This is a genomic window from Pseudomonas mercuritolerans (genome assembly GCF_025706525.1).
GTDB lineage: Bacteria > Pseudomonadota > Gammaproteobacteria > Pseudomonadales > Pseudomonadaceae > Aquipseudomonas > Aquipseudomonas mercuritolerans.
This window is the reverse complement of sequence record NZ_JAMSHA010000011.1, coordinates 52,346-77,940: the sequence shown is the minus strand read 5'-3', so window position 1 is coordinate 77,940 and position 25,595 is coordinate 52,346. Positions and strand designations below refer to the sequence as shown.

At 60.4% G+C, this 25,595-nt stretch carries 24 protein-coding genes; 15 read left to right on the top strand and 9 right to left on the bottom strand.

What is annotated here, in order from left to right:
• Nucleotides 1–154 precede the first annotated feature (154 nt).
• The 4 genes from ND528_RS25965 to ND528_RS25950 all read left to right on the top strand — a co-directional run bounded on the left by ND528_RS25965 (nt 155) and on the right by ND528_RS25950 (nt 4,763).
• The gene (locus ND528_RS25965) at nt 155–1,381 is read left to right on the top strand and encodes a zinc-dependent alcohol dehydrogenase (protein WP_110600653.1); all 1,227 of its coding nucleotides are present in this window, start codon (nt 155–157) and stop codon (nt 1,379–1,381) included.
• Between the two features lie 15 nt (nt 1,382–1,396).
• Nucleotides 1,397–2,326 (top strand): ZIP family metal transporter, encoded by a 930-nt coding sequence (locus tag ND528_RS25960; protein WP_212616307.1) that lies wholly within the window; start codon nt 1,397–1,399, stop codon nt 2,324–2,326.
• Nucleotides 2,327–2,436: 110 nt separating this feature from the next.
• Nucleotides 2,437–3,804 carry an iron-containing redox enzyme family protein gene (locus tag ND528_RS25955; protein ID WP_408005064.1) on the top strand — a complete coding sequence of 456 codons (1,368 nt, stop codon included), beginning with the start codon at nt 2,437–2,439 and terminating at the stop codon, nt 3,802–3,804.
• Nucleotides 3,805–3,818: 14 nt separating this feature from the next.
• Complete coding sequence (locus tag ND528_RS25950) at nt 3,819–4,763, top strand: class I SAM-dependent methyltransferase (protein ID WP_263471529.1); 945 nt, start codon at nt 3,819–3,821, stop codon at nt 4,761–4,763.
• A 33-nt stretch (nt 4,764–4,796) separates the two neighbouring features.
• Here the strand turns inward: ND528_RS25950 and ND528_RS25945 are convergent, their stop codons facing one another.
• A complete protein-coding gene (locus ND528_RS25945) occupies nt 4,797–5,231 on the bottom strand; it encodes a short chain dehydrogenase (RefSeq protein ID WP_137213566.1) in 435 nt (144 codons plus the stop codon).
• A 311-nt stretch (nt 5,232–5,542) separates the two neighbouring features.
• Between ND528_RS25945 and lpxO the strand changes: the two genes are divergently transcribed.
• Complete coding sequence (gene lpxO, locus ND528_RS25940) at nt 5,543–6,442, top strand: lipid A hydroxylase LpxO (protein ID WP_130910523.1); 900 nt, start codon at nt 5,543–5,545, stop codon at nt 6,440–6,442.
• Between the two features lie 159 nt (nt 6,443–6,601).
• Here the strand turns inward: lpxO and ku are convergent, their stop codons facing one another.
• On the bottom strand, nt 6,602–7,468 hold the full coding sequence (gene ku, locus ND528_RS25935) for a non-homologous end joining protein Ku (RefSeq protein WP_263471528.1): 867 nt from the start codon (nt 7,466–7,468) through the stop codon (nt 6,602–6,604).
• Between the two features lie 189 nt (nt 7,469–7,657).
• Here ku and ND528_RS25930 point away from each other — a divergent pair, with 189 nt between their 5' ends.
• The 4 genes from ND528_RS25930 (at nt 7,658) to nudC (ending at nt 11,122) form a co-directional block, all read left to right on the top strand.
• On the top strand, nt 7,658–7,978 hold the full coding sequence (locus tag ND528_RS25930) for a hypothetical protein (RefSeq protein WP_041480395.1): 321 nt from the start codon (nt 7,658–7,660) through the stop codon (nt 7,976–7,978).
• Nucleotides 7,979–8,030: 52 nt separating this feature from the next.
• On the top strand, nt 8,031–9,176 hold the full coding sequence (locus ND528_RS25925) for a PQQ-dependent sugar dehydrogenase (protein WP_263471527.1): 1,146 nt from the start codon (nt 8,031–8,033) through the stop codon (nt 9,174–9,176).
• Between the two features lie 296 nt (nt 9,177–9,472).
• Nucleotides 9,473–10,285, top strand: coding sequence for a crotonase/enoyl-CoA hydratase family protein (locus ND528_RS25920; protein ID WP_263471526.1), 813 nt, complete (start codon nt 9,473–9,475; stop codon nt 10,283–10,285).
• Nucleotides 10,286–10,291: 6 nt separating this feature from the next.
• Nucleotides 10,292–11,122 carry an NAD(+) diphosphatase gene (gene nudC / locus ND528_RS25915; RefSeq protein WP_263471525.1) on the top strand — a complete coding sequence of 277 codons (831 nt, stop codon included), beginning with the start codon at nt 10,292–10,294 and terminating at the stop codon, nt 11,120–11,122.
• Here nudC and ND528_RS25910 read toward each other — a convergent pair.
• The 3 genes from ND528_RS25910 to ND528_RS25900 form a co-directional block, all read right to left on the bottom strand.
• Nucleotides 11,090–11,869, bottom strand: coding sequence for a TSUP family transporter (locus ND528_RS25910; protein WP_263471524.1), 780 nt, complete (start codon nt 11,867–11,869; stop codon nt 11,090–11,092). The two genes, nudC and ND528_RS25910, sit on opposite strands and share 33 nt — an antisense overlap.
• Before the next feature lie 247 nt (nt 11,870–12,116).
• Nucleotides 12,117–12,596, bottom strand: a complete 480-nt coding sequence (locus ND528_RS25905; RefSeq protein ID WP_263471523.1) for a nuclear transport factor 2 family protein — start codon at nt 12,594–12,596, stop codon at nt 12,117–12,119.
• Nucleotides 12,597–12,650: 54 nt separating this feature from the next.
• The gene (locus ND528_RS25900; protein ID WP_263471615.1) at nt 12,651–13,214 is read right to left on the bottom strand and encodes a TetR/AcrR family transcriptional regulator; all 564 of its coding nucleotides are present in this window, start codon (nt 13,212–13,214) and stop codon (nt 12,651–12,653) included.
• A 215-nt stretch (nt 13,215–13,429) separates the two neighbouring features.
• Here ND528_RS25900 and pssA point away from each other — a divergent pair, with 215 nt between their 5' ends.
• Nucleotides 13,430–14,773, top strand: a complete 1,344-nt coding sequence (pssA, locus tag ND528_RS25895; protein ID WP_123442500.1) for a CDP-diacylglycerol--serine O-phosphatidyltransferase — start codon at nt 13,430–13,432, stop codon at nt 14,771–14,773.
• A 105-nt stretch (nt 14,774–14,878) separates the two neighbouring features.
• Here pssA and efeO (ND528_RS25890) read toward each other — a convergent pair whose 3' ends face one another.
• From efeO (ND528_RS25890) to efeU, 4 genes are read right to left on the bottom strand one after another with little or no spacing between them, the layout of a single operon-like run.
• Nucleotides 14,879–15,703: an iron uptake system protein EfeO gene (gene efeO / locus ND528_RS25890; protein ID WP_263471522.1), complete on the bottom strand. Its 825-nt coding sequence runs from the start codon at nt 15,701–15,703 to the stop codon at nt 14,879–14,881.
• Between the two features lie 26 nt (nt 15,704–15,729).
• Entirely contained in the window at nt 15,730–17,028 is a 1,299-nt protein-coding gene (gene efeB / locus ND528_RS25885; protein ID WP_263471521.1) for an iron uptake transporter deferrochelatase/peroxidase subunit, read from the bottom strand.
• A 17-nt stretch (nt 17,029–17,045) separates the two neighbouring features.
• Nucleotides 17,046–18,230 (bottom strand): iron uptake system protein EfeO, encoded by a 1,185-nt coding sequence (gene efeO / locus ND528_RS25880; RefSeq protein WP_263471520.1) that lies wholly within the window; start codon nt 18,228–18,230, stop codon nt 17,046–17,048.
• A gap of 8 nt (nt 18,231–18,238) precedes the next feature.
• Nucleotides 18,239–19,078 (bottom strand): iron uptake transporter permease EfeU, encoded by an 840-nt coding sequence (gene efeU / locus ND528_RS25875; RefSeq protein WP_263471519.1) that lies wholly within the window; start codon nt 19,076–19,078, stop codon nt 18,239–18,241.
• 272 nt (nt 19,079–19,350) lie between these two features.
• Between efeU and ND528_RS25870 the strand changes: the two genes are divergently transcribed.
• The 5 genes from ND528_RS25870 to ND528_RS25850 all read left to right on the top strand — a co-directional run bounded on the left by ND528_RS25870 (nt 19,351) and on the right by ND528_RS25850 (nt 25,586).
• Nucleotides 19,351–20,367 carry an AraC family transcriptional regulator gene (locus ND528_RS25870; RefSeq protein ID WP_263471614.1) on the top strand — a complete coding sequence of 339 codons (1,017 nt, stop codon included), beginning with the start codon at nt 19,351–19,353 and terminating at the stop codon, nt 20,365–20,367.
• Nucleotides 20,368–20,665: 298 nt separating this feature from the next.
• Nucleotides 20,666–22,330, top strand: a complete 1,665-nt coding sequence (locus ND528_RS25865; protein WP_263471518.1) for an AMP-binding protein — start codon at nt 20,666–20,668, stop codon at nt 22,328–22,330.
• Between the two features lie 18 nt (nt 22,331–22,348).
• Complete coding sequence (locus tag ND528_RS25860; RefSeq protein ID WP_263471517.1) at nt 22,349–23,110, top strand: SDR family NAD(P)-dependent oxidoreductase; 762 nt, start codon at nt 22,349–22,351, stop codon at nt 23,108–23,110.
• 12 nt (nt 23,111–23,122) lie between these two features.
• Nucleotides 23,123–24,316 carry an acetyl-CoA C-acyltransferase gene (locus ND528_RS25855; RefSeq protein ID WP_263471516.1) on the top strand — a complete coding sequence of 398 codons (1,194 nt, stop codon included), beginning with the start codon at nt 23,123–23,125 and terminating at the stop codon, nt 24,314–24,316.
• Nucleotides 24,317–24,458: 142 nt separating this feature from the next.
• Nucleotides 24,459–25,586, top strand: a complete 1,128-nt coding sequence (locus tag ND528_RS25850; protein ID WP_263471515.1) for an acyl-CoA dehydrogenase — start codon at nt 24,459–24,461, stop codon at nt 25,584–25,586.
• The last annotated feature ends 9 nt before the right edge of the window (nt 25,587–25,595 follow it).

Sequence of the window (25,595 nt, the reverse complement as noted above, 5' to 3'; positions counted from 1 at the left end):
ATGGCAGGCAAACGGACGTACACATCGGCTCGTCCGAGAAGCGATCGACATCCGCTGATCAAAATCTCGAAAACCCGAATGAACTCACTCGACCATTTTCACTTCGGAAAGTGGAGCAGTAGCCATTTTCGTTCAAACGAGTGAGGACCAAGCCATGCGAGCAATGACCTATCACGGCGCCCATGACGTGCGCGTCGAAACCGTACCGGACCCGAAACTTGAAGCCGCCGACGACATCATCCTGCGCGTCACCGCTACCGCCATCTGCGGATCGGACCTGCACCTGTATCGAGGCAAAATACCCACCGTCGAGCACGGCGATATCTTTGGCCATGAGTTCATGGGCATCGTCGAAGAAACCGGCCCAGCCGTCACCGCTGTGCAGCGCGGCGACCGTGTGGTGATTCCGTTCGTGATCGCCTGTGGCGATTGCTTTTTCTGTCAGCAAGAGCTTTACGCCGCCTGCGAGACCACTAATGAAGGCCCCGGCGCGGCGCTGAACAAGAAAATGATTCCGCCGCCAGCAGCGCTGTTCGGCTACAGCCGTCTGTATGGCGGAATTCCCGGTGGCCAGGCGGAGCTGGTGCGCGTACCGAAAGCCAACACCGGGCCGTTCAAGGTGCCGGGCACGCTGTCGGACGAGAAAGTGCTGTTTCTCTCTGACATCCTGCCGACCGCCTGGCAAGCGGTGATCAACGCCGGCGTCAAACAGGGTTCGAGTCTGGCCATCTACGGCGCCGGGCCGGTCGGTCTGCTCACCGCAGCCTGCGCCAGGATGCTCGGTGCCGAGCTGATTTTCATGGTCGACCATCACCAGTACCGCCTCGATTACGCCCAGCGCACCTATGGCGTGATTCCGATCAACTTCGATGAAGACGATGACCCTGCTGACACCATTACCAGCCAGACCCCGGGCCATCGCGGCGTCGATGCGGTGGTCGATGCCGTCGGCCTTGAAGCCAAGGGCAGCACCACCGAAACCGTCATGGCTACACTCAAGCTTGAAGGCAGCAGCGGCAAAGCCTTGCGCCAATGCATCGCTGCCGTTCGGCGCGGTGGAGTGGTCAGCGTTCCGGGCGTATATGCCGGGTTCATCCATGGCTTCATGTTCGGCGACGCTTTTGACAAGGGCCTGACCTTCAAAATGGGCCAGACTCACGTACAGCGTTTTCTGCCGGAGCTACTTGGCTACATCGAAACCGGCAAGTTGCAGCCCGAAGCGATCATCACTCACAGGCTGTCGCTGGAACAGGCGGCCGAGGGCTACAAGATCTTCAATAAGAAGCAGGAAGAATGCCGCAAGGTGATTCTGACCCCGGGTGGCAGCGATGTTCCGCTGGCGCAGCTGGATGAAACCACACCGTTCGCACCGGCCACCTGAAACCGAGGAGTTTTCATGGCGCTACCGTCATCTTCATTCGCAGCTCCCGTACGCGCATGGTTCGTCAGCCTGTCGCGTACGGGCTGGGGAGGGCGCATTTTCTGGCTGACCCTGGTCGGTGTAACCGTGTTGCTGCTGATCAGCGGCTACACCGGTCTGGTCAGTACCGGGCGCGACACCTTGCGCCTCGCCAGCCTGGGCGGGCTATCGGGTTTCGCGGCCACGGCAGTCGGTGCGTTATTGGCCTTGGCTTTGCGCGCGATTACTTCACGAACCCAGGACACCATGCTCGGGTTCGCGGCGGGGATGATGCTGGCCGCCAGCTCTTTTTCACTGATCCTGCCGGGCATTGCGGCGGCGAAGGAGGCCGTGAGCAGTCCCATGCTCGCCGCTGCCGTCGTTGTGGCCGGCATGGCTTTGGGCGTGGCGTTGATGGTCGGCCTTGACCGCTTCGTCCCCCACGAACATGAAAAAAGCGGCCGGCGCGGGCCGGAAGCCAAGCGCTTCAATCGGGTCTGGCTGTTCGTGCTGGCGATCACCCTGCACAACCTGCCGGAAGGCATGGCGATCGGCGTCAGCTTCGCCACCGGCGACATGAAAATCGGCTTGCCGCTGACCACTGCGATCGCCATTCAGGACATCCCCGAAGGTCTGGCTGTGGCGTTGGCGCTGCGGGTGACCGGCATTTCCGCCGTGCGTGCAGCGTTGATTGCTGCCGCTTCAGGATTGATGGAACCGTTGGGCGCGATTATCGGATTGGGCATCACCAACAGTTTTGCGTTGGGCTTTCCGGTGGCGATGGGCCTGGCCGCTGGTGCGATGATTTTCGTGGTTTCCCATGAAGTAATTCCGGAAACTCACCGCAACGGTCACGAAACGCCTGCCACGCTTGGGCTGATGCTCGGCTTCGGCGTGATGATGTTTCTCGACACGGCTTTGGGTTAGCCAACCGACGCACACCACTGAGCGCATCGCCCCGCACAAAAAAGGAATTTTTTTCAGCGCCAATCACTCTTTCGTTTATAGGCAATGCCAATAACGCAGGGGAATGAGTCATGTCGCTGATCGAAATCCCGACCAGGAAGTCTTCGGGTAAAACATCCATGCCGGCGGATACCGAGCGCCGGCTCTATGACCGATTGTTGGCAGAAGACTCCACGGCTGACCGTGCGGCACTGGACTTTCTCCGTCGGCAACTGAGCAAGGCGGCTGCGCTGTCTGACGATTTGCCGGCCAGCGCCGAAGAGCTGCTGCAATGGTCGGAAACCCGGTGCGCCAGAGTTGCTGCCGAATACGCTGAGTACCTCGAACAACGCCAGCAAGGTGCACCACGGCGCTATTTCCGCAACAAGTCACACGCGTTGTATTTCATCTTGCATGTGGCACCGACCAAAGAGGTCGATGGCGCTTGGCTGGCCGGGTTGCTGCCGCAGTGGCAGGATCCGCGTTTCGACGATTTGCTCGATACCTATCTGGAAGAGTTGGGCGAAGGTGTTCCTCGGCAGAACCATGTGGTGATCTATCGCAAACTGCTTGCCGAGCATGACTGCTCCGATCTGAGCGGTATTGCCGACGAGTATTTTCTGCAAGGCGCGGTGCAGTTGGCGCTGGGGCGCTTCGGCGGACAGTTTCTGCCGGAAGTCATTGGCTTCAACCTCGGCTACGAGCAACTGCCGCTGCACTTGTTGATCAGTGCTTATGAGCTGGCTGAACTGGGCATCGATCCGCACTATTTCCGCCTGCACGTGACCATCGACAACGCCAGCACCGGGCACGCACGCAAGGCTGTGCAATCGATGCTTGAGCTGATGCCGCTGGGCGAAGAGCGCGATGAGTTCTATCGGCGCATGGCCATCGGTTATCGCCTGAATGACATCGGCAAGGGCACAACCGCCGTGATCACAGAGTTCGATCTGGACCATGAAGTCATCGCCATGCTTGAGCGCAAGGCTGTCTTTGGCCGGCACATGCATTCCGATTACTGCCGCATCGAAAGTCGCACCATCAATCAATGGCTGGCCACGCCGGGGCAAATGGGCGAATTCCTTGCAGCTCTGGAGCGCAAGAGCTGGATCAAGCGCGGCGAGGCGGTGGAAGAAAGTCGCTTCTGGCGTTTGATCGACGGTAGCGATGCGGCGATGTTCGGGGTGTTCAACGGCTATGAGAAACAGCTGCTGCGCGACTGGATCACTCAGGATTGCCCGGCATCGCGACCTCGGCCTTACGTACGCCGCGAAGCTGCGGTAGAGGAAACCTTTGACGATGATGCCGATCTGCTCAATCTGGAAGCGGCACTGGCTGACAAACCTGCCGCCGAGCAAATGGCGTTGTTGATGCCGTGGCTGCAACCGCAGCGACACTGGCGCCCGGCCGGACTTTTCGCGACGCGTCGCTTCATCCAACTGCGCGCCCGCTTGCGTTGAAACAAGGAGGCTTCATGTCGGCACAAGAAACATCCGATAGAGCCCTGTTCGAGTTGGGCAAGCGCCTGCTCGACAGTGGTTATCACTTCATTACTCCAACGCCATTGACTCACGAACGATTTCTGCAGCGCTTTGCCACGCCGTTGGCCAAGGATCTGCGCGATGTGTTTGGTTGGTCGATGCCGTTTCCTTCAGAGCTATTTCGCGCAGAGGAACTGGCCACGCTGGAGCAGGCCGGCGTAGTCGAACGCGATGGCGCGGTTTGGCGCAGCCATGTGCGCTGGTCGACGCTGAATGACCGGTTGTTCGCCCATTCGGCGTTCCCGACGACGGCGAGTGACGCAGTGTTCTTCGGCCCCGACACTTATCGCTTCGCCCAGGCCATCGAAGCGCAATTGCAGCAACGCTTTTCGCCGATCAGACGCGCAGTGGACATCGGTTGCGGCAGCGGTGCCGGAGCGGTCGTCATGGCCAAGGCACGTCCTGATGCCGACGTGCTGGCGGTCGACATCAATCCGCGGGCGCTGCGCATGAGTGCGGTCAACGCCGAGCTGGCGGGCGCAAACAATGTGTTGGTGTATCACAGCGATCTGCTCGCCAGTGTCGAAGGGCAGTTCGATCTGATCATCGCCAATCCGCCGTACATGAACGACGAACAACAGCGCGCCTATCGCCACGGCGGCGGGGCGCTGGGTGAGGGTTTGTCGGTGCGGATCGTGCGTGAGGCGTTACCGCGTCTGGAAGTCGGCGGCACGTTGCTGGTGTACACCGGCGTGGCGATCGTCGCCGGGCAGGATCCGTTCCGCGAGGCTGTGGCGCCTCTGCTCAAGGGCGAACGTTTTGGCTGGACTTATCGCGAACTCGATCCGGACGTTTTCAGCGAGGAATTGCTCAAGCCTGAATACGAGCGCGCCGAGCGAATCGCCGTGGTCGCACTGACGGTAACCCGCGAGCAGTGACCGATAGTTGGGCCACTGCTCGCGCGGTGGCCTTCAGCGATTTCTGATGCGCGAAATGGTCAGCAGGCAAACCCCTACCAGCATTGCCGCACCGGCTACCAGCAGCGGCGAAGGGCGTATCGGCAGGCGCGAGATGCGCTCGACCCGCCCCTCAAACGAAGAACGCACCGCAGCGGCAGGTTCCGCCTGGTAGGGCGCTTCTTCGATCTCCAGGCGCAAGCCGTCCGGCATTTCCAGCGTCAGGCCCTCGATGGTCCCGGCAATTCTGTCCGGATACACCGGCTCACCGGTCGGGTCGAGCTGGTCGTAAAAAAATGTCTGCCCTTCAAGCCAGCCGATCGCGGTCTGCAATTCGGGTCCCAGGTAATACTTGCCATCGAGAAAAAAGCCAGAGAATTGCGGCGCGCGTTCGACACTTTCAATGCGATAGCGCTGACCTGGTTTCATACCGGTTTGTGGGGCGATCATGAGGGTTCCTCCCATTGTTGATAAGCGATAGAGGAGTGCGTGCGAAGCGTGGTTCCATCGAAATGAGCAATGGCCGTTGCGCCTGTTTTTCATGTACCGCAGCTATTACACAAAAGATCTGCAAGACAGTTTTTCACACTTGAGAGTTCACTACCGGTTACAAAGTGTGGCTAAAATGCCACCCTTCACCGAGCGCCCGGAAACGGCGCGGGCCAAGGACGCGCCCTGTGCATCAAGACCGCTGCATAAGACGCTGGGCCTCAGGTCGCCACGCGCGCAGTTTGTTCACTTTTGACGTGTGACCCTTTTCCGTGAAACTCATCATTGCCGCTGTTTATGTCATTTCAATTGCCTACGTTCACCTGCGTGGACGCGTGCGCCACAAACTGGGCCGGCAATTGAGTGACCATTCGACGTTTCTCGCCCCGATCAATTGCTTTCTCTATCTGTTTTCGAAGATTCCCAACAAACCCTATCTGAACCCGGCAGACTTTCCCGACCTGAGCCCATTGCAGGCGCACTGGCAAGAGATTCGCGAGGAAGGCCAGAGTCTGCTGCGTGCCGGCGAGATCAAGCGCTCGAATCAGTATGACGATGTCGGCTTCAACTCTTTCTTCAAGACTGGCTGGAAGCGCTTCTACCTCAAGTGGTACGGCGACAGTCACCCCTCGGCGATGAAGCTGTGCCCGCGCACCACCGAACTGGTGCAAAGCATCGGCTCGATCAAAGCGGCAATGTTTGCCGAGCTGCCACCGGGCTCGAAGCTGGTGCGCCACCGCGATCCGTACGCGGGTTCCTACCGTTATCACCTGGGCCTGGATACGCCGAATGATCCCGGCTGCTACATCAATGTCGACGGTGAGAACTATCACTGGCGCGATGGCGAAGCGGTAATGTTCGACGAGACGTTTATTCATTACGCAGAAAACACCACGGATCAGAACCGAATCATTCTGTTCTGCGACATTGAACGGCCGCTGAAATACCGCTGGGCCGCGGCGTTCAATCGCTGGTTCAGCCGCACGGTGATGTCAGCGGCAGGCGCGCCGAATGATGCGGGGGACAAGACCGGTGGGATCAACCGCTTGTTTACCAAGATCTACAAGATTCGTTTGCGCGGCAAAGATCTGAAGAAGCGCAACCGTACGCGTTACTACTTGGAAAAATGGGCGATTTTTGCCGCGTTGTTGGCGATCTTTATTCTGATCTGAAGATTTCCGGAGTCAGTACCGGCCTCTTCGCGAGCAAGCTCGCTCCCACATTTGATTTGGGTGAATGCAAATAATTCATCCAAACTAAACCCTCTGTGGGAGCGAGCCTGCTCGCGAAGGCGGCCTTCAGCTGCAAATCATTTAGATCTGATTCAACACTCACTCCCCGGACGCCTTCCGAGTCTTCTTCGCCGGCGCCGCCTTACTGCTGGACTTGGCCTTGGGCTTGGCCGGTGCCTTGCCGCCGAGGCTGCGTTTAAGCAGCTCGGTCAAGTCGATAACATCGGCAGTCTTGCGCTCTTCCTCGCCAGTGGCGGTCTCGACATCCTCGATCTTGCCCTCGTGGGCTTTCTTCTCGACCAGCGCCATGATCTTGTCTTCGAACTCGTCCTTGTAGTCTTCCGGCGACCACTCCGAGGTCATGTCTTCAACCAGACGTTTGGCCATGTCCAGCTCACCCTTGGCCAACTGCGGCTTGGTCACTTCACTGCCCAGCGCCAGTTCATCGAGGCTGCGCACTTCCTGTGGCCAGCGCAGCTTCACCAGAACCAGCGCCGACTCCAGCGGCATCAACGCGGCCAGGTATTGGCGGGTATGCAGAACGACACGGGCGAGGGCGACCTTGTTGGTTTTGCTTAGCGTCTCGCGCAGCAACGCGTAAACCTTGCCACCGCGCTTGTCCGGCGCCAGGTAGTAGGGCGTATCGATGTTTTGCAGTGGAATCTGTTCGGCGTCGACGAAAGAAAAAATGTCGATGGTCTGCGTGGAAACGGGGTGCGCCGAGCGGATTTCTTCCTCGCTGAGCACCACGTATCGGCCCTTTTCGTAGGCCACGCCTTTGACGATGTTTTCTTTGGTGACTTCCTTGCCGGTGACCTTATTGATGCGTTTATAGCCCACCGGGTCCATGCTGCGGCTGTCGAGCCAATCGAAGTCCACGCCTTGGGACGACGTCGCTGAAACCAGCGCCACGGGGATGTGTACCAGTCCAAAACTGATTGCGCCTTTCCAGATTGCCCGAGCCATGACTTGTCCTCCGAGTGATGATCAGGTGACCCGTGGCGCGGTGAGAAAGTTTCCAGTGATTGCGCAGCGTCCAGCGGTACGGTCAAGCCGTGTTACATGTTGTTTAAGACGCGAGGGTTAACAAATCCGAACCCACGGCGTAGCGTGGGCTCCAAGGCTCTAGTCCACGCACATCGAGAGGTATTCCTCATGAACCGCTTTCTGATTGGCATCGCCGTCCTGGCCCTCAGTGGCGGTCTGGTGCATGCCGATGTCGTGCTGGCGCAAAGCCCCACCGGCAACAGCAATAACCCTTACAACAGCCCGATCCGCCGGGCCAACCCCAACAGCATGCAGGGCACCCAGCCCAGTGCTCCGCCCCTTCGCGGGCCGAACACCGTTCCCGTGCCACGTCAGCCAACCGTTGAAAATCGCGGTATCGGCAATGGCCAGCCCATTCGCTCGGTGCCGAGCAATCCGCCAACCTTCATTCCCAACCCGCCCCCACGGGGCACCGGCAGCAACCGTTGAACGGCGGGACTGAGGTCCTGTCAGCCTTTCACACGAACAAAAGGAATCGTGCATGTTGCGTAAAACCCTTATAGCCACCTGCTGCGCCGCCGCGCTGATAAGTGCCCCGGCCTTCGCCGCCGCGCCTAAAGAGCTGAAAAGCGAACAGGGCATTCTTGAAGTCACCACCATTGCCCAAGGCCTGGAACATCCGTGGGCGCTGGCGTTTCTGCCTGACCAGAAGGGCATGCTGGTGACCGAACGCCCGGGGCATCTGCGGGTCGTCAGCAAGGACGGCAAACTGTCGGAGCCGATCAGTGGCGTGCCGCAAGTCTGGGCCAAAGGGCAGGGCGGGTTGCTTGATGTGGCGCTGTCGCCAGACTTCAAGCAGGACCGTATGGTCTACCTGTCGTATTCCGAAGGCGGTGGCGAGGGCGGCAAGGCTGGTACGGCGGTAGGGCGCGGACGGCTTTCGGATGACCTGAAGACGCTGAAGGACTTCAATGTGATCTTCCGTCAGGAACCGAAACTGTCGGTGAGCAATCACTTTGGTTCGCGCTTGGTGTTTGATCGCGACGGTTATCTGTTTATTACCCTGGGTGAAAACAACGATCGGCCGACGGCGCAGGATCTCGACAAGCTGCAAGGCAAAGTCGTACGCATCTTCCCCGATGGCAAAGTGCCGGACGATAACCCTTTCGTTGGCCAATCCGGTGTCCGGCCTGAAATCTGGTCCTATGGCCTGCGCAACCCGCAGGGCGCGGCGCTCAATCCGTGGACCGGCACGCTGTGGGAGAACGAACACGGACCACGTGGCGGTGACGAAGTGAACATCATCGAGCGCGGCAAAAACTATGGCTGGCCGTTGGCGACCCATGGCATCAATTACTCGATGCAGCCGATTCCGGAGGCCAAGGGCAAAAGTGCTGAAGGTACCGTGGCGCCGCATCATGTCTGGGAAAAATCCCCCGGGGTTACCGGCATGGCGTTCTACGACGCCGATCGCTTCACGCCGTGGCAGCACAACGCGTTTATCGGCGCACTGGTGACGCAGGAGCTGATTCGCTTGCAATTTGATGGCGACAAAGTCGTGCATGAGGAGCGTTTGCTGGGTGAGTTGAACAAGCGGATACGCGATGTGCGCCAAGGGCCGGATGGCTATCTGTATGTGCTGACGGATGAAGAGAATGGTTCGCTGTACAGGCTGGGGCTGAAATGATTGCGTGCGGTGAATGATCCGACGCCTTCGCGAGCAGGCTCGCTCCCACATTGAAATGCAGTCTCCCTGTGGGAGCGAGCCTGCTCGCGAAGAGGCCCGCATATTCCGCAGACTTGATCGTTCCCACGCTCTGCGTGGGAATGCAGCCCGGGACGCTCTGCGTCCCAAAAGATCGCAGCCTTCGGCAGCTCCTACATATTGGGCGCGCCAGTCAGTCCCGCATTTGGCCGAACCGCCGCCCCGTTGCCTTGTTATAGTTCGGGCCTTATATCCCCGCCCGGTAAAGGATCACTGCCATGACTCAATACTCCGCCTTCAGCGTCGAACTGGCCGACAACATCGCGCATGTGCAGATCAATCGCCCCGAAAAGATCAACGCAATGAACGCGGCGTTCTGGAGCGAGATCGTCGAGATCTTCCAATGGATCGACGATACCGACGAAGTCCGCGTGGTAGTCCTCAGCGGTAATGGCAAACATTTTTCTTCCGGCATCGACCTGATGATGCTTGCGGGTGTCGCCAATGAACTGGGCAAGGACGTGGGCCGCAATGCGCGCCTGTTGCGGCGCAAGATCCTCAACCTGCAAGCCTCGTTCAACGCCGTCGACAACTGCCGCAAACCGGTGCTTGCTGCGATTCAGGGCTATTGCCTGGGCGGGGCGATTGATCTGATCTCAGCCTGCGACATGCGCTACGCTGCCGAGGACGCGCAGTTCTCGATCAAGGAAATCGATATCGGCATGGCCGCTGACGTTGGCACATTGCAACGGTTGCCGCGAATCATCGGAGACGGCATGCTGCGTGAACTGGCTTACACCGGTCGCACCTTTGGCGCCGCGGAAGCACGCAGCATGGGCCTGGTCAACCGGGTCTACAGCGACAAGGACACGCTGCTCGAAGGCGTGTTCGACATCGCCCGGGACATCGCTGCCAAGTCGCCGATTGCCGTGACCGGCACCAAGGAAATGATCAGCTACATGCGCGACCATCGCATCGACGATGGTCTCGAATACGTTGCCACCTGGAACGCCGCCATGCTGCAATCCACCGATCTGCGCGTGGCCATGGCCGCCCATATGAGCAAACAGAAACCCGAATTTCTGGATTGAGTAAACATGACCTCTCGCTGGACCACTGCAGTACTCGACACCGATCAACCCGGCGGCTGGGCCGTAGCGCGCAGCCCGGAAGGCTTCCTGTTCGATGACAACGGCGCACTGTTCCCGCGCGAGTGGCTCAAGCGCCAGGATCTCTCGGTACTTGCTGAGCACGGTATTGGTCATCTCGATGGCGAGCCGGTGTATCTGCTCGAGTTGCGCAGCGTCAGCGAAGTGCCCGGTTGCGGCTGGAAAGGCTTGCGGGCGTTCATGCTAGAGAGCGATCACACCGTGTACAAAGTGCTCGGTTACGCCGCACAGATCGGCACCTGGGCGCGCGAGCATCGCTTCTGCGGCAACTGTGGCCAGCCGATGACGCAAGTACCGCGCGAACGAGCGATGTATTGCCAGCCGTGCGATCTGCGCAGCTATCCGCGCATCTCACCGAGCATGATCGTGCTGATCACCCGTGGCGACGAAATTCTTCTGGCACGCTCGCCGCGTTTCGTCACCGGGGTTTACAGCACGCTGGCCGGCTTCGCCGAGCCGGGGGAATCAGCCGAGGATTGCCTGATTCGCGAAGTTCGCGAGGAAGTGCAGATTGAAGTGAAGAACATCCAGTACATCGGCAGCCAGTGCTGGCCGTTCCCGCATTCGATGATGCTCGGCTTCCATGCCGAATATGCCGGTGGCGAAATTGTCTGTCAGGAAGACGAGATCGAAGACGCCCAGTGGTTCAACGTGCACGAGTTGCCGCCGTTGCCAGCGTCGCGTTCGATTGCCCGTTACCTGATCGACGTCTATGTGGCGCGGCGCTTAGGCCACGCTGAACCAGTGTTGCCAGGCTAAGCGCACAGTCAGCCCGAGCACGACGGTGATGAACACCGGACGAATGAATTTGGCGCCGCCGCTGATCGCGGTGCGCGCGCCGAAGAAAGCCCCGACCATCACCGACAGGCCCATGCACAGGCCGATGATCCAGTCGACTTGTCCGGAGAAGATGAACACCGACAGCGCCGCGATGTTGCTGACGAAGTTCATGCTTCGCGCCACGCCGCTGGCCTTGACCAGGTCGATCGGGTACAGCAGCAGACTGCTCACGGTCCAGAACGCGCCCGTGCCGGGGCCGGCCACGCCATCGTAGAAGCCGAGGCTGAAGCCTTGGGTCGATTGCCATTTCTTTTTGATCGGCGCGTCGCTGTCCAGCGGCGCTTTCGGCGTGCCGCCAAACAGCAAATACAGGCCACAGGCGAAAACGATCACCGGCAGCATTTTGTTCAGCCACTCGGCCGGCAGGTAATGCGCAACCACCGCGCCAGTGAGCGCACCGACCAGTGTGCCGACAATCGCGTGGGTCCACTGGCGTGGGTGGAACAGTTTGCGTTTGTAGAAGGTGAAGCTGGCGGTCGCCGAACCGAAGGTCGAACTCAGCTTGTTGGTGCCCAGCACCAGATGCGGCGGCAGGCCCGCCATCAGCAGGGCCGGCGTGGTCAACAGACCGCCGCCGCCAGCGATGGCATCGATGAAACCGGCAAGGAAAGCAACAGCAGCCAGAATGGCCAGGGTGGTGAGGTCAACGCTGAGTTCGAAAGGCATGGAGTCGGCTTATTCGGCAAGGCGCAGAACATGGGCTGCGGGGAGGGCGGCTATGTTACCTGTATCGAACTGTTGCGGCGAGCCAGAGCATGCCATTGCCGATTGCATTTGGAATGCGTTCCCGTGCAGGAGCTGCCGAAGGCTGCGATCTCCTGGGGCGCAGAGCGTCCCGGTTGCTGCGCGTGGGAGCGATCAAATCAAGATCAAAAGATCGCCAGTCTTCGGCAGCTCCTACACGGCGTAGCCTTTAGAGACCGAGTTCAGACAGCCCAGGATGATCATCCGGGCGGCGGCCCAGCGGCCAGTGGAATTTGCGGTCGCTTTCCTTGATCGGCATGTCATTGATGCAGGCATAGCGCTGGAACATCAGGCCGTTGTCATCGAACTCCCAGTTCTCGTTACCGTACGAGCGGAACCAGTTGCCCGAATCGTCGTGCCATTCATAGGCATAACGCACCGCGATACGTGTATCAGAGTAGGCCCAGAGCTCTTTGATCAAGCGATAATCCAGCTCCTTCGCCCATTTGCGCGTCAGAAACGCCTTGGCTTCTTCGCGGTTGTTGGCGAACTCGGCGCGATTGCGCCATTTGGTGTCGAGAGTGTAAGCGAGCGAAACCTTTTCCGGATCACGGGTGTTCCAGCCATCTTCGGCCAGGCGTACTTTCTCGATCGCTGACGCATGGTTGAACGGCGGCAATGGCGGACGTACCTGGGTTGCAGTCGACATGTTCAATCTCCTGATTCATTTAATGTATGAACAACAAGTCCGGCTTATCAAGAGTTACAGGCCCAATAACTTTCGCGCCATGCATTGCGCATTATCGGCGGCACTGTGATCACCCATCACAAGCGCTACGGTAATGGCGCCTTCAATCAGGATCAGCAACTGTCTGGCTAATAGTTGCGGATCCTCGGCACCATATTCGGTACACAACTCGCACACGTAGTCGAGCAGCTTCTGTTTATGTTCTTTGGCCACCAGCCGCACCGGGTCCTGCGGATCGCCGGTTTCGCCGCTGGTGTTGATAAAGGCGCAGCCGCGAAAGCCTTCCGAGTCGAACCAGCCCTTGAGCACGGTAAACAGGTTGAGCAGGCGATCGCCCGGGGTTTCTGCCGGATCGACAGCATGTGTGAACCAGTGCATCCAGCGAACATCGCGGCGCTGAAGGGCTGCGACAACCAGTGCGTCCTTGTCGGCAAAGTAACGGTAAATGCTTTTTCTGGAGACGCCGGCGGTCTTCACCAAAAGATCCATGCTGGTGGCAGCGATACCACTTTTGTAGATCAACTTTTCGGTGACATCCAGAATGATGTCGCGTGTCTCATTGCTGATTGATTCGTTCATGTGGCGAACAGTAGAACGAGTGTTCTCCTTGGTCAAGCGAATTTCTTCGGCGTGTGTGAAAACGCTTTCGCGAGCACGCTCGCTCCCACAGGGGAATGCATTTCAACGGTGGGAGCGAGCCTGCTCGCGAAGGGGCCATCACGGACACTGACAAGACCCGGCGCAGACGATGGTGTAAGCTCTCAAACTCTTCGGAATCGAACCTTGCGAGCCTTATGCCGTTGCTTTTCAAACGTTCTCTGCTGCCCAAACTGCGCAGCTTCGCGCTGACCGCCGAGGCGGTGAGCATTCTGTCCAGTGCCGCCGAATTCCGACGCTGCCTGCTCGAGCAAATCGCCGCAGCGACCCAGCGCATCTACATCGTCGCGCTGTATTTGCAGCAGGACGAAGCCGGTCAGGAAATCCTCGACGCTCTGCACGCGGCCAAGCTCAAGCGTCCCGAGCTGGAAATCGCCGTGGTGGTCGACTGGTTGCGCGCCCAGCGCGGTTTGATTGGCGCCGGCAAGCAGCCGGGCAACGCCGCCTGGTATCAGGACATGACCCGCACGCACCAGAGCGAAGTGCCGATCTACGGCGTGCCGGTGCAGACCCGCGAGCTGTTCGGCGTGCTGCACCTCAAAGGCTTCGTGATTGACGACAAGGTGGTCTACAGCGGCGCCAGCCTCAACAACGTCTATCTGCACAAACTCGACAAGTACCGTTTCGACCGTTACCACGTGCTGCACAGTCGCGAGCTGGCGGATTCGATGCATCACCTGGTCAAGCATGGCCTGATCGAATCGAAAGCCGTGCACCGCCTCGACCTGCCCAACCTGCCGACTACCCGCAGCCTGCGCAACGACATCGGTGACCTGCGCAGCCGTCTCAAATACGCGACTTATGACACCGGCGCCGGCAGCACCAGCCGGGAAGGGCTGTCGGTCACGCCACTGCTCGGCGTCGGCAAGAACAACCCGCTGAACCGGGCGATTCTCGAGCTGATCGCCAGCGCGCAAAAGCAGCTGACTATCTGCACTCCGTACTTCAACCTGCCCCTGGGCGTGATCCGTGAGATCAATCGAGCGCTGGCCCGTGGCGTGAAGATCGATATCGTGGTCGGCGACAAGACCGCCAACGATTTCTACATTCCGCCGAGCGAGCCGTTCAAGGTGATCGCTGCGCTGCCGTATCTATACGAAATCAGCCTGCGCCGCTTCGCCAAACGCCATCAGCACAGTATCGACAGCGGCCAGTTGAACCTGCACTTGTGGCGCGACGGCGACAACACCTATCACCTCAAGGGCATGTGGATCGATCAGCGTTACACCTTGCTGACCGGCAACAACCTCAACCCGCGCGCATTCCGTCTCGATCTGGAAAACGCGCTGCTGATCGAAGACCCGAAAGGCGAGTGGCTGGAGCCACGGGCGAAAGAGCTGGAAAACATCTTCCGCCATACCACGCGGATCGACAGTTTCCAGACCCTGGAGACACTGCCGGATTACCCGGCAGGTGTGGCGAAGTTTCTCAAGCGGGTGAGTCGGGTGAGGATTGAGCGGTTGCTCTACAGGATTCTCTAGAGCGTCCGGAATTGCTTTCGCGAGCAGGCTCGCTCCCACAGGGAAATGCATTCCAACTGTGGGAGCGAGCCTGCTCGCGAAGGGGCCAGACCAGAGGCTAAAAAATCAGTTCAGCCCCAACTTCCCGCGCATCATCGAAAGATCCTCCGCCAGGGTATTCACCGGCCCGACCAGCGCTTTGCGGTCGTTGTCCTTCACTTTGTCGTAGGTCTCAAAGCCGCCATCTGCCGTTTTGTACTTGGCGAGGATCTTGTCGACCGTGGCGAAGTTCTTGTCGACCTTGGCAACAAACGCCTTGTCCTGCTGTTCGATCTGCGGGCGGAACAGGTCGACGATTTTCTTGGCGCCGTCGATATTGCCTTGGAAGTCGTACAGGTCGGTGTGGCTGTAGCGGTCTTCCTCGCCGGAAATCTTCGTCGCCGCCACTTCTTCCAACAGCGCAGCAGCGCCGCCGACGACTTTCTCCGGCGGGAAGGTCAGACCGGCCACACGGGTTTGCAGATCCTGCACGTCTTTGTTCAAACCGTCGGCCAATGCATCCAGGCCCTTAGTGGATTTCTCCGCGAACAACGAATATTCGATCCGGTGAAAGCCAGTGAAGTCTTCGGCCTTTACGCCTTTTTCGTGATCGTCGACGCGAGAATCGATGGACGCATCGAGATCGCTGAACAGCTCGGCAATTGGCTCGATCGACTCGTAATACACCCGCGTCGGCGCGTAGAGCTTCTGCGCCGTTGCCAGATCGCCTTTCTTCACCGCGTCAGTGAACTGCTGGGTGTGGCTGGCCAGGTCATCGAGCTTTTCGGTGACGTAAATCTTGTAGTCCGACACCGGCCCCACCAGATCCAGCGGCGCGGTCGCGGCGAACGCCGACAGCGGGGTGTTGAGCAAACCAAGGGTCAGCAATAACGCGAGTGGCGTCTTTTTCATGGGGCGGCTCCAGTGTCGGTTGGGTGTCATGCGGTTTTGTTTTGGGAGGTCGCAGCGAGTAACGAGCGACCGATGAAGTCGTCATCGCCGGTAGCGCCGGGCAGGGTGAAGAAGTAACCGCCGCCGACCGGTTTGAGGTATTCCTCGAGCGGTTCACCGTTGAGGCGGGTTTGCACGGTGATAAAGCCTTTTTCCAGATCGGCCTGGTAGCAGATGAACAGCAGGCCCATGTCGAGCTGGCCGTTCTTGTTGACGCCGTTGGAATAGTTGAACGGCCGGCGCAGGATCAGATTGGCCTGGGTCGCGGCGGTGCGCGGGTTGGCCAGACGAATGTGCGCGTCGAGCCTGGTCAGCTTGCCGGCCGGATCCTTGCTGTAATCCGGCACTTCGCTTTCCTTGTGGCCGCCGATGGGCGCGCCGCTGCTCTTGACCCGGCCGAGAATGCTTTCCTGCTCCTGCAACGGCGTGCGATCCCAGCGCTCGACGAAGTTGCGGATGATGCGCACCGCTTGATAACTGCCGTGGGCAGCCCAGGCCGGTTCGTCACTGTCCGGTTGTACCCAGACAATCCGCTCCATGGCCTTGGCGTCGTTGGAATCGGGGTTGGCGGAACCATCACGAAAACCGAGAAAGTTGCGCGCCGACTGCGCCGGCACACCGGGTTTGGCCGGGGCTTGCGGCGGGACACTGCCTTCCTGTTTCCAGCGCACCAGCAGCAGGTCGGGCAGGTTCTTGACGATGTCGCGCAGGGCATGAATGTTGGTGTCGGCAGTGTTGGCACAGAACTGCAGACTTAGGTCGCCATGGCAGCAATCGGCGTCCAGCGCATCGTTGGGGAAGCCGACCATGCGTTGCAGACGCTTGGGTTTCACCGCCGCCAGACCGAAGCGCTCGTCGAACAGCGAGTCGCCGACGGAAACGGTGATGGTCAAGTTGTCCGGGGTGACCACCGGGCCGAGGATGCCGGAGTCCGGCGGCGGCAATTTCGGATCAATCTGCGCCACCGGGCCGCCCTTCATCAGAAACGCGATGCGTTCGTTGAGGGTACGGAACAGCCGCTCGAGATCTTCGCGATCGCTGGCCAGCACATCGAACGCCACCAGCATTCCTGCGGCCGGGCGCGGGGTGACGATGCCGGCCTGGTGTGCGCCGTGAAAGTCGTGACGGTCTTCGGTCTTGTCGCTGCTCGGCGCTTCGGTGACTTGCGCAGGCTGCGCGGCCATGGCCGGGCAGCTCAGCGCCGATCCGGCAAGGGCGACACCGGCGGCGCCCATGCCCATCAGCACGCGACGTCGTTGCAGGTTGAGAGGTTCTGAATCGTTCATCTGTCGTGGTCTTCTGCTTACAGGCCGGAAAGGCCGAGGGCGGGGTCGATGCCATCCATTGCCGTCGCCAGAGCCTTGGCTTTGGCGGCGATCTGCTGGCGTTGCGCGGCGGTCACGGCGTCGTAACTGACGTAGCCATCAGCGGATTTGAACGCGTTGAGCTGGCTGTCGAAATCACTCATGGCCTGGTCGACATTCGCTAACACGTCAGCGGCGGATTTGCTCAGCATCGGCCGCAGCAGGTCGACGACCTTGCGCGCGGTTTGCGCGTTGGCGGCGAAACCGTTGAGATCGCTGTGGCTGTAGCGTTCTTCCTCGCCGCTGCCGGCGCGCACATCGGCGAGGCTGTTGAGGTTGCGCACGAGGATGCTGACCAGTTGCTCCGGCGGCAGCGACTGCGCGAGCAACTGTTGCTTGAGGGTGGTGACATCAGCGAGCAAGCGCTGGGCAATCGGCGCGACATCGTCGAGTTTGCGTTGCTCGAACAGCGCATATTCGAGGCGATGGAAACCGACGAACGCCGGATCCTGCTCGCGCTTTTCGAAATAATCGGCGCGGGCATTGATCTGATTGTCCAGCTCGGCCAGGCGCTGCGCCGCCGGCGCCAGACGCTGATAAGCGGCACGCGCCGGCAGGTACAACGCTTGCGCCTGCGCCAGATCGCCACTGGCGATCGCCTGATTCAGCGCCGTCGCCGCTTTGATCAACGCGCTGCCCTGAACGGCCAGATACACGCGAAATTCCGACAGCGGCCCGACGAAAGCCACCATCGATGGCTTGGCCTTGGCGGCGGCATCGGAAGCGGCCGTCGGTGTGACGTGCAAAGTGCCGCGCGGGTTGCTGAGCAAGCCGCAGGTGATCGCATAGTCGCCCGGTTGCAGATTGGCGTTGATCACCTGGCTCAGGCCCGGCGCGATGTTTTCCCGCTCTTCGACCACCAGCACGCCGTCGAGAATTTCCCACTCGACCGCACGCTCGGAGCGGTTGACGATGCGGAAACTGGCGCGGCCGGCGGGCACGGTCAGTGCGTTCGGCTCGCAACTGTGCGGGTGGATGTTAACGACGATTTCGTCGTGGTTGTGCTGACGCTTGGCGGCGGCCATGTTCGAGGCGTACCAGAACAGCCCGCCGGCGGCGATCATCAGCAGCACCGAGCCGGCCAGCGCCCAACGCAGGGCCGGAGGGGTTTGGATAGTAGACATGAAGGGCCTTATTGGCTGGAAACGGAAGTGGTTGGCGTCGCCTGGCGAGGCGCGGGCATGAAGAACATCACCAGTGCCAGCAGCAGATAAATCAGGTACGCGCCCAAGGTGCTGACGGTCGGCGCATCCTGATAACCGAACATGCCGGCCAGCACCGAGCCCAGCGGGCCGTCCATCGGCAGCGTCGCGCTGAAGTCGAACAGCACCGTTTGCAGGTGATTCCACAGCCCCGCTTCATGCAGCGCCTGCACCGAGTTGGCGAGAATCCCGGCAGCGACCACGAGGATGAACAATCCGGTCCACTTGAAGAACGCCGAAAGATTGAGGCGCATGCTGCCGCTGTAGATCAGGAAACCGACGATCACCGCCAGGATCAGGCCGAGCAGGGCACCGATCGGCGCGCCCGGGCCTTCGCTCTGCTGGAACACCGCGAGCAGGAAGAACACCGTCTCCAGACCTTCGCGAGCAACAGCGAAAAAGACCATGCCAATCAATGCAATCACCTGATGCCTGGATTGCGTCAGCGCCTGATCCAGTGAGGCTTGCAGCGAATGCTTGATCGACCGCGCGACCTTGCGCATCCAGAACACCATCGAACTGAGGATGCCCACCGCAACCAGACCGACGACGCCTTCAAACAGCTCCTGCTGCTTCTGCGGGAATTCAGCGCTGACCAGCTCCAGACCGCCGCCAACCAGCAGGGCAAGGGCGGCGGCGAGGAAAACGCCGATCCACACCGCTGGCATCCATTGACCACGGCCGGTCTGCTGCAAATAACTGGCGATAATGCCGACGATAAGCGCGGCCTCGATGCCTTCGCGCAACATGATCAAAAAGGGAACGAGCATTGGCGAGCCACAGCGATTTAGATAGGAGGCTAAGTTGTAACATAATGACACTCATTCCCAAATGGCATTCATTGACATTTAGCTGAACCTTAGCTGAACAACTGTCATTCCTGTGGGAGCGAGCCTGCTCGCGAATGCGGTATGCCTGTGACATTTCTTTATCTGACACACCGCTTTCGCGAGCAGGCTCGCTCCCACATTGGCCCTGCGGTGACTTCAGCAGCTGGGTTAAGATGCCCACCACCGAAAAACAACAAGGCTCACCTCGCTCCATGGCGGAAAAAGACACCATTGCCATTCAACTGGTGCGCGAAGCGCTGCTGCAAAGTTGCGCCCCGGGCGCGGCGACGGATGAGGCGTTGAGCAAGGTCGGCATCGAACCGGCTTTGTTAGCGGCCGATGAAGGCAGGGTGCCGGCCTCGCAATACGCCAGACTCTGGCGCCTGCTGGCACGACGCGGTGATGACGAGTTCTTCGGCATGGACCCACGCCCGCTCAAGTCCGGCAGCCTGGCATTTTTGTGTCGCAGCGCCATGGCGCAACCGACGCTGGCGGCGGCGCTGGATACCGGTCTGACGTTCCTGTCGCTGATGCTGGAAAAACTGCCGGCGCAACTGGTGCATCAGCAGAGCCTTGCGGAAATTGTTCTGCTCGAAGATGACGCCGAACCGCGCCGCGCCTTCACCTATTTCACTTACTGGATGATCGTGCACGGCGTGGCCTGCTGGCTGGCCGGGCGGCGGATTCCGATTCTGGCGATTGAACTGCGCTGCGCGGAGCCGGATTTCACCGACGACTATCGGGTGATGTTTTCGGAAAACCTGCGTTTCGAACGCCCGCGAACACGAATGATCTTTTCCGCTGATTGCCTCGATCTGCCGACCAAACGCAGTGCCGAAGAACTCAAGCGCTTCCTGGCCCAGGCGCCGGCGAACATTCTGGTCAAGTATCGCGACCCCGACAGCCTCGCCAGCCGGATCAAGCACGATCTGCGGCAAGTACCCGCCGAACAATGGCCGGAAACCGAGGCGCTGGCCCAGCAACTGTGCATGTCCGCCTCGACCCTGCGCCGTCGCCTGGCCGAGGAAGGGCAGACTTATCAGGGTCTCAAGGACAGTGTGCGCAAAGAGCTGGCGATCACCTGGCTGGCAGAGCCCTCGATCAGTTTCGTCGAGATTGCTGCACGGCTGGGTTTTGCGGATGCCAGTTCGTTCTACAAGGCGTTTCGCAAGTGGTCCGGGTCGAACCCGGGGCATTACCGCACACTGATCCTCAATGAGGTGGTCTGACCCGACGCCTTCGCGAGCAGGCTCGCTCCCACCCTTTGAAATGCATTCCGCTGTAGGAGCTGACGAGTGCAACGAGGCTGCGATCTTTTGATTTTGATTTTCACAATCCAGATCAAGATCAAAAGATCGCAGCCTCGTTGCACTCGTCAGCTCCTACAGGGGACGCAGCTCCAACCTCTTGGCCAAACCAGTCAGCCACTTTGATAACTTTGACCATTGCCCCAAGCCCCGCGCGGCGCGACTATCCCTGTGTTGTTTACGGTTCCCAGCCTAATAAAAACACCGAGGGATTCTGGCAATGCGCGATTACTTGTCTGCTACCGAACAGTTCGATTATCAGCACACCGTCGACGCGGCACTCAGCGGCACGCTTGCTGCCCTCAACGCCTGCGTCGAATGTTGCGACCGCCATGCCTTGCCCGGGCGTATTGCGTTGTTCTGGGAAGGACGCGACGGTTCAAGTGCGACTTACACCTTCACTGATCTGCTAGACAAAGCCGCGCGTTTCGCCAATTACCTCCTCGCCCAAGGCGTGCAAAAGGGCGACAAGGTCGCCGGCCTGCTGCCGCGCAACGTCGAATTACTCATCACCGTGCTCGCCACTTGGCGCATCGGCGCGGTGTATCAGCCGCTGTTTACCGCGTTCGGCCCGAAAGCGCTCGAACATCGCTTGAACAGCTCTGGGGCTAAGGTCGTGGTGACCGATGCGGTCAATCGGCCGAAGCTCAGCGAAGTCAGCGCATGCCCGACCATCGTCACCGTTGCCGGCGGCAAAGGTCAGGGCATCGTTCGTGGTGATTTCAGTTTCTGGGCTGAGCTGGCCAACTATTCCAATGTCTGCGAGCCGGTATTGCTGACCGGCGAAGACCCGTTCCTGCTGATGTTCACCTCGGGCACCACGGGGCCGGCGAAAGCGCTGTCAGTGCCGCTCAAAGCCATCGTCGCCTTTCAGAGCTACACCCGTGATGCGGTGGACCTGCGCCCTGAAGATGCGTTCTGGAACGTCGCCGATCCGGGCTGGGCGTACGGGATTTATTTCGGTGTGACCGGGCCGTTGGCGCTGGGTCACCCGATTACCTTCTACGATGGCCCGTTCACCCTCGAAAGCACCTGCCGGGTGATCAACAAATACGCCATCACCAATCTCACCGGCTCGCCGACTGCCTATCGTTTGCTGATTGCCGGTGGCGAAGAGTTCGCCAGATCGATCAAGGGCAAACTGCGCATCGTCAGCAGCGCCGGTGAGCCGCTGAACCCGGAAGTGATCCGCTGGTTCGCTGACAACCTCGAGGTGGTCATTCACGATCATTACGGCCAGACCGAACTGGGCATGGTGCTGTGCAACCACCACGGCCTTGCGCACCCGGTGCATGTCGGCGCCGCCGGCTTCGCTTCGCCGGGCCATCGCATCGTCGTGCTCGATGAGCAATACAACGAACTCGGCGTCGGTCAGCCGGGCATTCTTGCCATCGACCGCCCGCAGTCGCCGATGTGCTGGTTCGGCGGCTACGAAGGCGCGCCGACCAAGGCCTTCGTCGGCGACTACTACCTGAGCGGCGACACCGTGGAATGGAACCCGGACGGCAGCATCAGCTTCGTCGGCCGCAGTGATGATGTGATCACCACTTCGGGCTACCGCGTCGGCCCGTTCGACGTCGAAAGCGCGCTGATCGAACACCCGGCTGTGATCGAAGCGGCGGTCGTCGGCAAGCCCGACCCGGAACGCACCGAACTGGTCAAAGCCTTTGTCGTGCTGAGCGCGCAGTACCGCGCCGCGCCGGAGTTGGCCGAAGAACTGCGCCAACACGTACGCAAGCGTCTGGCCGCGCATTCGTACCCGCGTGAAATCGAATTTGTCAGCGAGTTGCCCAAAACCCCGAGTGGCAAATTGCAGCGCTTTATCTTGCGCAACCAGGAAATCGCCAAGGCTCAAGAGGCTGCGGCGCACAACGTTTCAGCTTGAATCCAAGGAAACACCGTCATGCAGATCGAGAACAAGGTTTTTATCGTCACCGGCGGCGCATCAGGCCTCGGTGCCGCCAGCGCTGAATTGCTGGTCAGTGCCGGCGCCAAAGTCATGCTGGTTGACATGAACGCCGAAGCCGTCGCCGCTCAGGCCCAGCGCCTCGGTGCGCAAAGCGTGGTTGCCGACATCAGCAATGAAGCTGCAGCCGAAGCGGCTGTGCAGGCGACTGTCGCGGCATTTGGCAGCCTCAACGGTCTTATCAACTGCGCGGGTATCGTCCGTGGCGAAAAAATCCTCGGCAAGAACGGCCCGCACGCGCTCAGCAGCTTTTCGCAAGTGATCAACGTCAACCTGATCGGCAGTTTCAACATGCTGCGCCTGGCTGCGGCGGCGATCGCCGAGAGCGAAGCCAATGCTGACGGCGAGCGTGGCGTGATCATCAACACCGCCTCGGTCGCAGCGTTTGATGGTCAGATTGGCCAGGCTGCGTACTCGGCATCCAAAGGCGCGATCGCCAGCCTGACCCTGCCAGCCGCCCGCGAACTGGCGCGCTTCGGCATTCGCGTGATGACCATCGCACCGGGCATTTTCGAAACGCCGATGATGGCCGGCATGACCCCGGAAGTGCGCGACTCGCTGGCCGCGGGTGTGCCGTTTCCGCCGCGGCTGGGCAAGCCTGCCGAATACGCCGCGCTGGTGCGCCACATCATCGAAAACAGCATGCTCAACGGCGAGGTGATCCGTCTCGACGGCGCCTTGCGCATGGCCGCCAAGTAAGGAGGATTAGTCATGACTATGTCCAATGATCCGATTGTTATCGTCAGCGCTGTCCGCACACCGATGGGCGGTTTTCAAGGTGAACTGAAAAGCCTCAGCGCACCGCAACTCGGCGCGGCGGCGATCAAGGCTGCCGTCGAACGCGCTGGTGTCGCCAGTGATGCGGTTGATGAAGTGCTGTTCGGTTGCGTACTGCCTGCCGGCCTCGGCCAGGCGCCGGCACGTCAGGCTGCGCTGGGTGCCGGGCTGGATAAATCGACGCGCTGCACCACGGTCAACAAGATGTGCGGCTCGGGCATGCAGACCACCATCATGGCTCACGACATGCTGCTTGCCGGCAGTGCCGACGTGGTGATCGCCGGCGGCATGGAAAGCATGTCCAACTCGCCGTACCTGCTCGATCGCGCCCGCGCCGGCTATCGCATGGGCCATGGCCGCGTGCTCGATTCGATGTTCCTCGACGGCCTCGAAGACGCCTACGACAAGGGCCGCCTGATGGGCACCTTCGCCGAGGATTGCGCCGAGGCCAACGGCTTCAGCCGCGAGGCGCAGGACGCTTTCGCCATTGCCTCGACCACCCGCGCACAACAGGCGATCAAGGACGGCAGCTTCCACGACGAAATCGTCCCGCTGACGGTGACCGTGGGCAAAGAGCAGGTAGTGATCAGCAACGATGAACAGCCGCCAAAAGCCAAACTCGACAAGGTTGCCTCGCTGAAACCGGCGTTCCGCGAGGGCGGCACGGTCACGGCGGCCAACTCCAGCTCGATTTCCGACGGCGCAGCGGCGCTGGTGCTGATGCGACAGTCCCACGCGCAGCAACTGGGCCTCAAGCCACTGGCGGTGATTCATGGCCACGCTGCGTTCGCTGATACCCCTGGGCTGTTTCCCACTGCACCGATTGGCGCGATCAAGAAACTGGTGAAGAAGACCGGTTGGACGCTGGATCAAGTGGATCTGTTTGAAGTGAACGAAGCGTTTGCCGTGGTCGGCATGGCGGCGATGACGCACCTGGAGATTCCCCACGACAAGCTCAACGTGCACGGCGGCGCTTGCGCGCTGGGCCATCCGATCGGTGCGTCGGGGGCGCGGATTCTGGTGACGTTGCTCGCGGCGCTGCGGCAGAAACAACTCAAACGCGGCATTGCAGCGATCTGCATTGGCGGCGGCGAAGCCACGGCCATGGCGGTGGAATGCGTTTACTGAAGGCATCGCCGATCAACTGTGGGAGCGAGCCTGCTCGCGAAGACGTCGTTTCAGCCGGCACATGCGTGACTGATACACCGCTTTCGCGAGCAGGCTCGCTCCCACAGGGTTCTATGTCGTACTCAGATTTGAAGGAATCACGATGATCCCCAACGAAGACCAAACCCAGATCCGCGACATGGCCCGGCAGTTTGCCGAGCAGCGGCTCAAGCCGTTCGCCGCCGAGTGGGATCGCGAGCACCGTTTCCCCAAGGAAGCCATCGCCGAGATGGCCGAGCTGGGCTTCTTCGGCATGCTCGTGCCGGAGCAGTGGGGCGGCTGTGACACCGGCTACCTCGCGTACGCCATGGCCCTGGAAGAAATCGCCGCCGGCGACGGTGCGTGCTCGACGATCATGAGCGTGCACAACTCGGTCGGCTGTGTGCCGATTCTCAAGTTCGGCAATGACGACCAGCGCGAGCGTTTCCTCAAACCATTGGCCAGCGGTGCCATGCTCGGCGCCTTCGCGCTGACCGAACCGCAGGCCGGTTCCGATGCCAGCAGCCTGAAAACCCGCGCGCGGCTGGAAGGCGATCACTACGTTTTGAACGGCTGCAAACAGTTCATCACCTCCGGGCAGAACGCCGGCATCGTGATCGTGTTTGCCGTGACTGACCCGAGCGCCGGCAAACGCGGGATCAGCGCGTTTATCGTGCCGACCGACTCGCCCGGCTACAAAGTCGCGCGGGTCGAAGACAAACTCGGCCAGCACGCGTCCGACACCTGCCAGATCCTCTTCGAAGATGTGAAAGTGCCGGTCGCCAACCGACTTGGCGAGGAGGGCGAGGGCTACAAGATTGCCTTGGCCAACCTCGAAGGCGGCCGCGTCGGTATCGCCGCGCAAGCAGTCGGCATGGCCCGCGCTGCGTTCGAAGCCGCCCGTGATTACGCCCGTGAGCGTGACACCTTCGGCAAGCCGATCATCGAGCATCAGGCCGTGGCGTTCCGCCTGGCGGACATGGCCACGCAAATTGCCGTCGCCCGGCAGATGGTGCATTACGCCGCAGCCTTGCGCGACAGCGGCCAACCGGCGCTGGTCGAGGCGTCGATGGCCAAGCTGTTCGCCTCGGAAATGGCCGAGAAGGTCTGTTCCATGGCCTTGCAAACCCTCGGCGGTTACGGTTACCTCAACGACTTCCCGCTGGAACGCATCTACCGCGACGTGCGCGTCTGCCAGATCTACGAAGGCACCAGCGACATTCAGCGCATGGTCATTTCGCGCAATCTCTGACAAGGAATT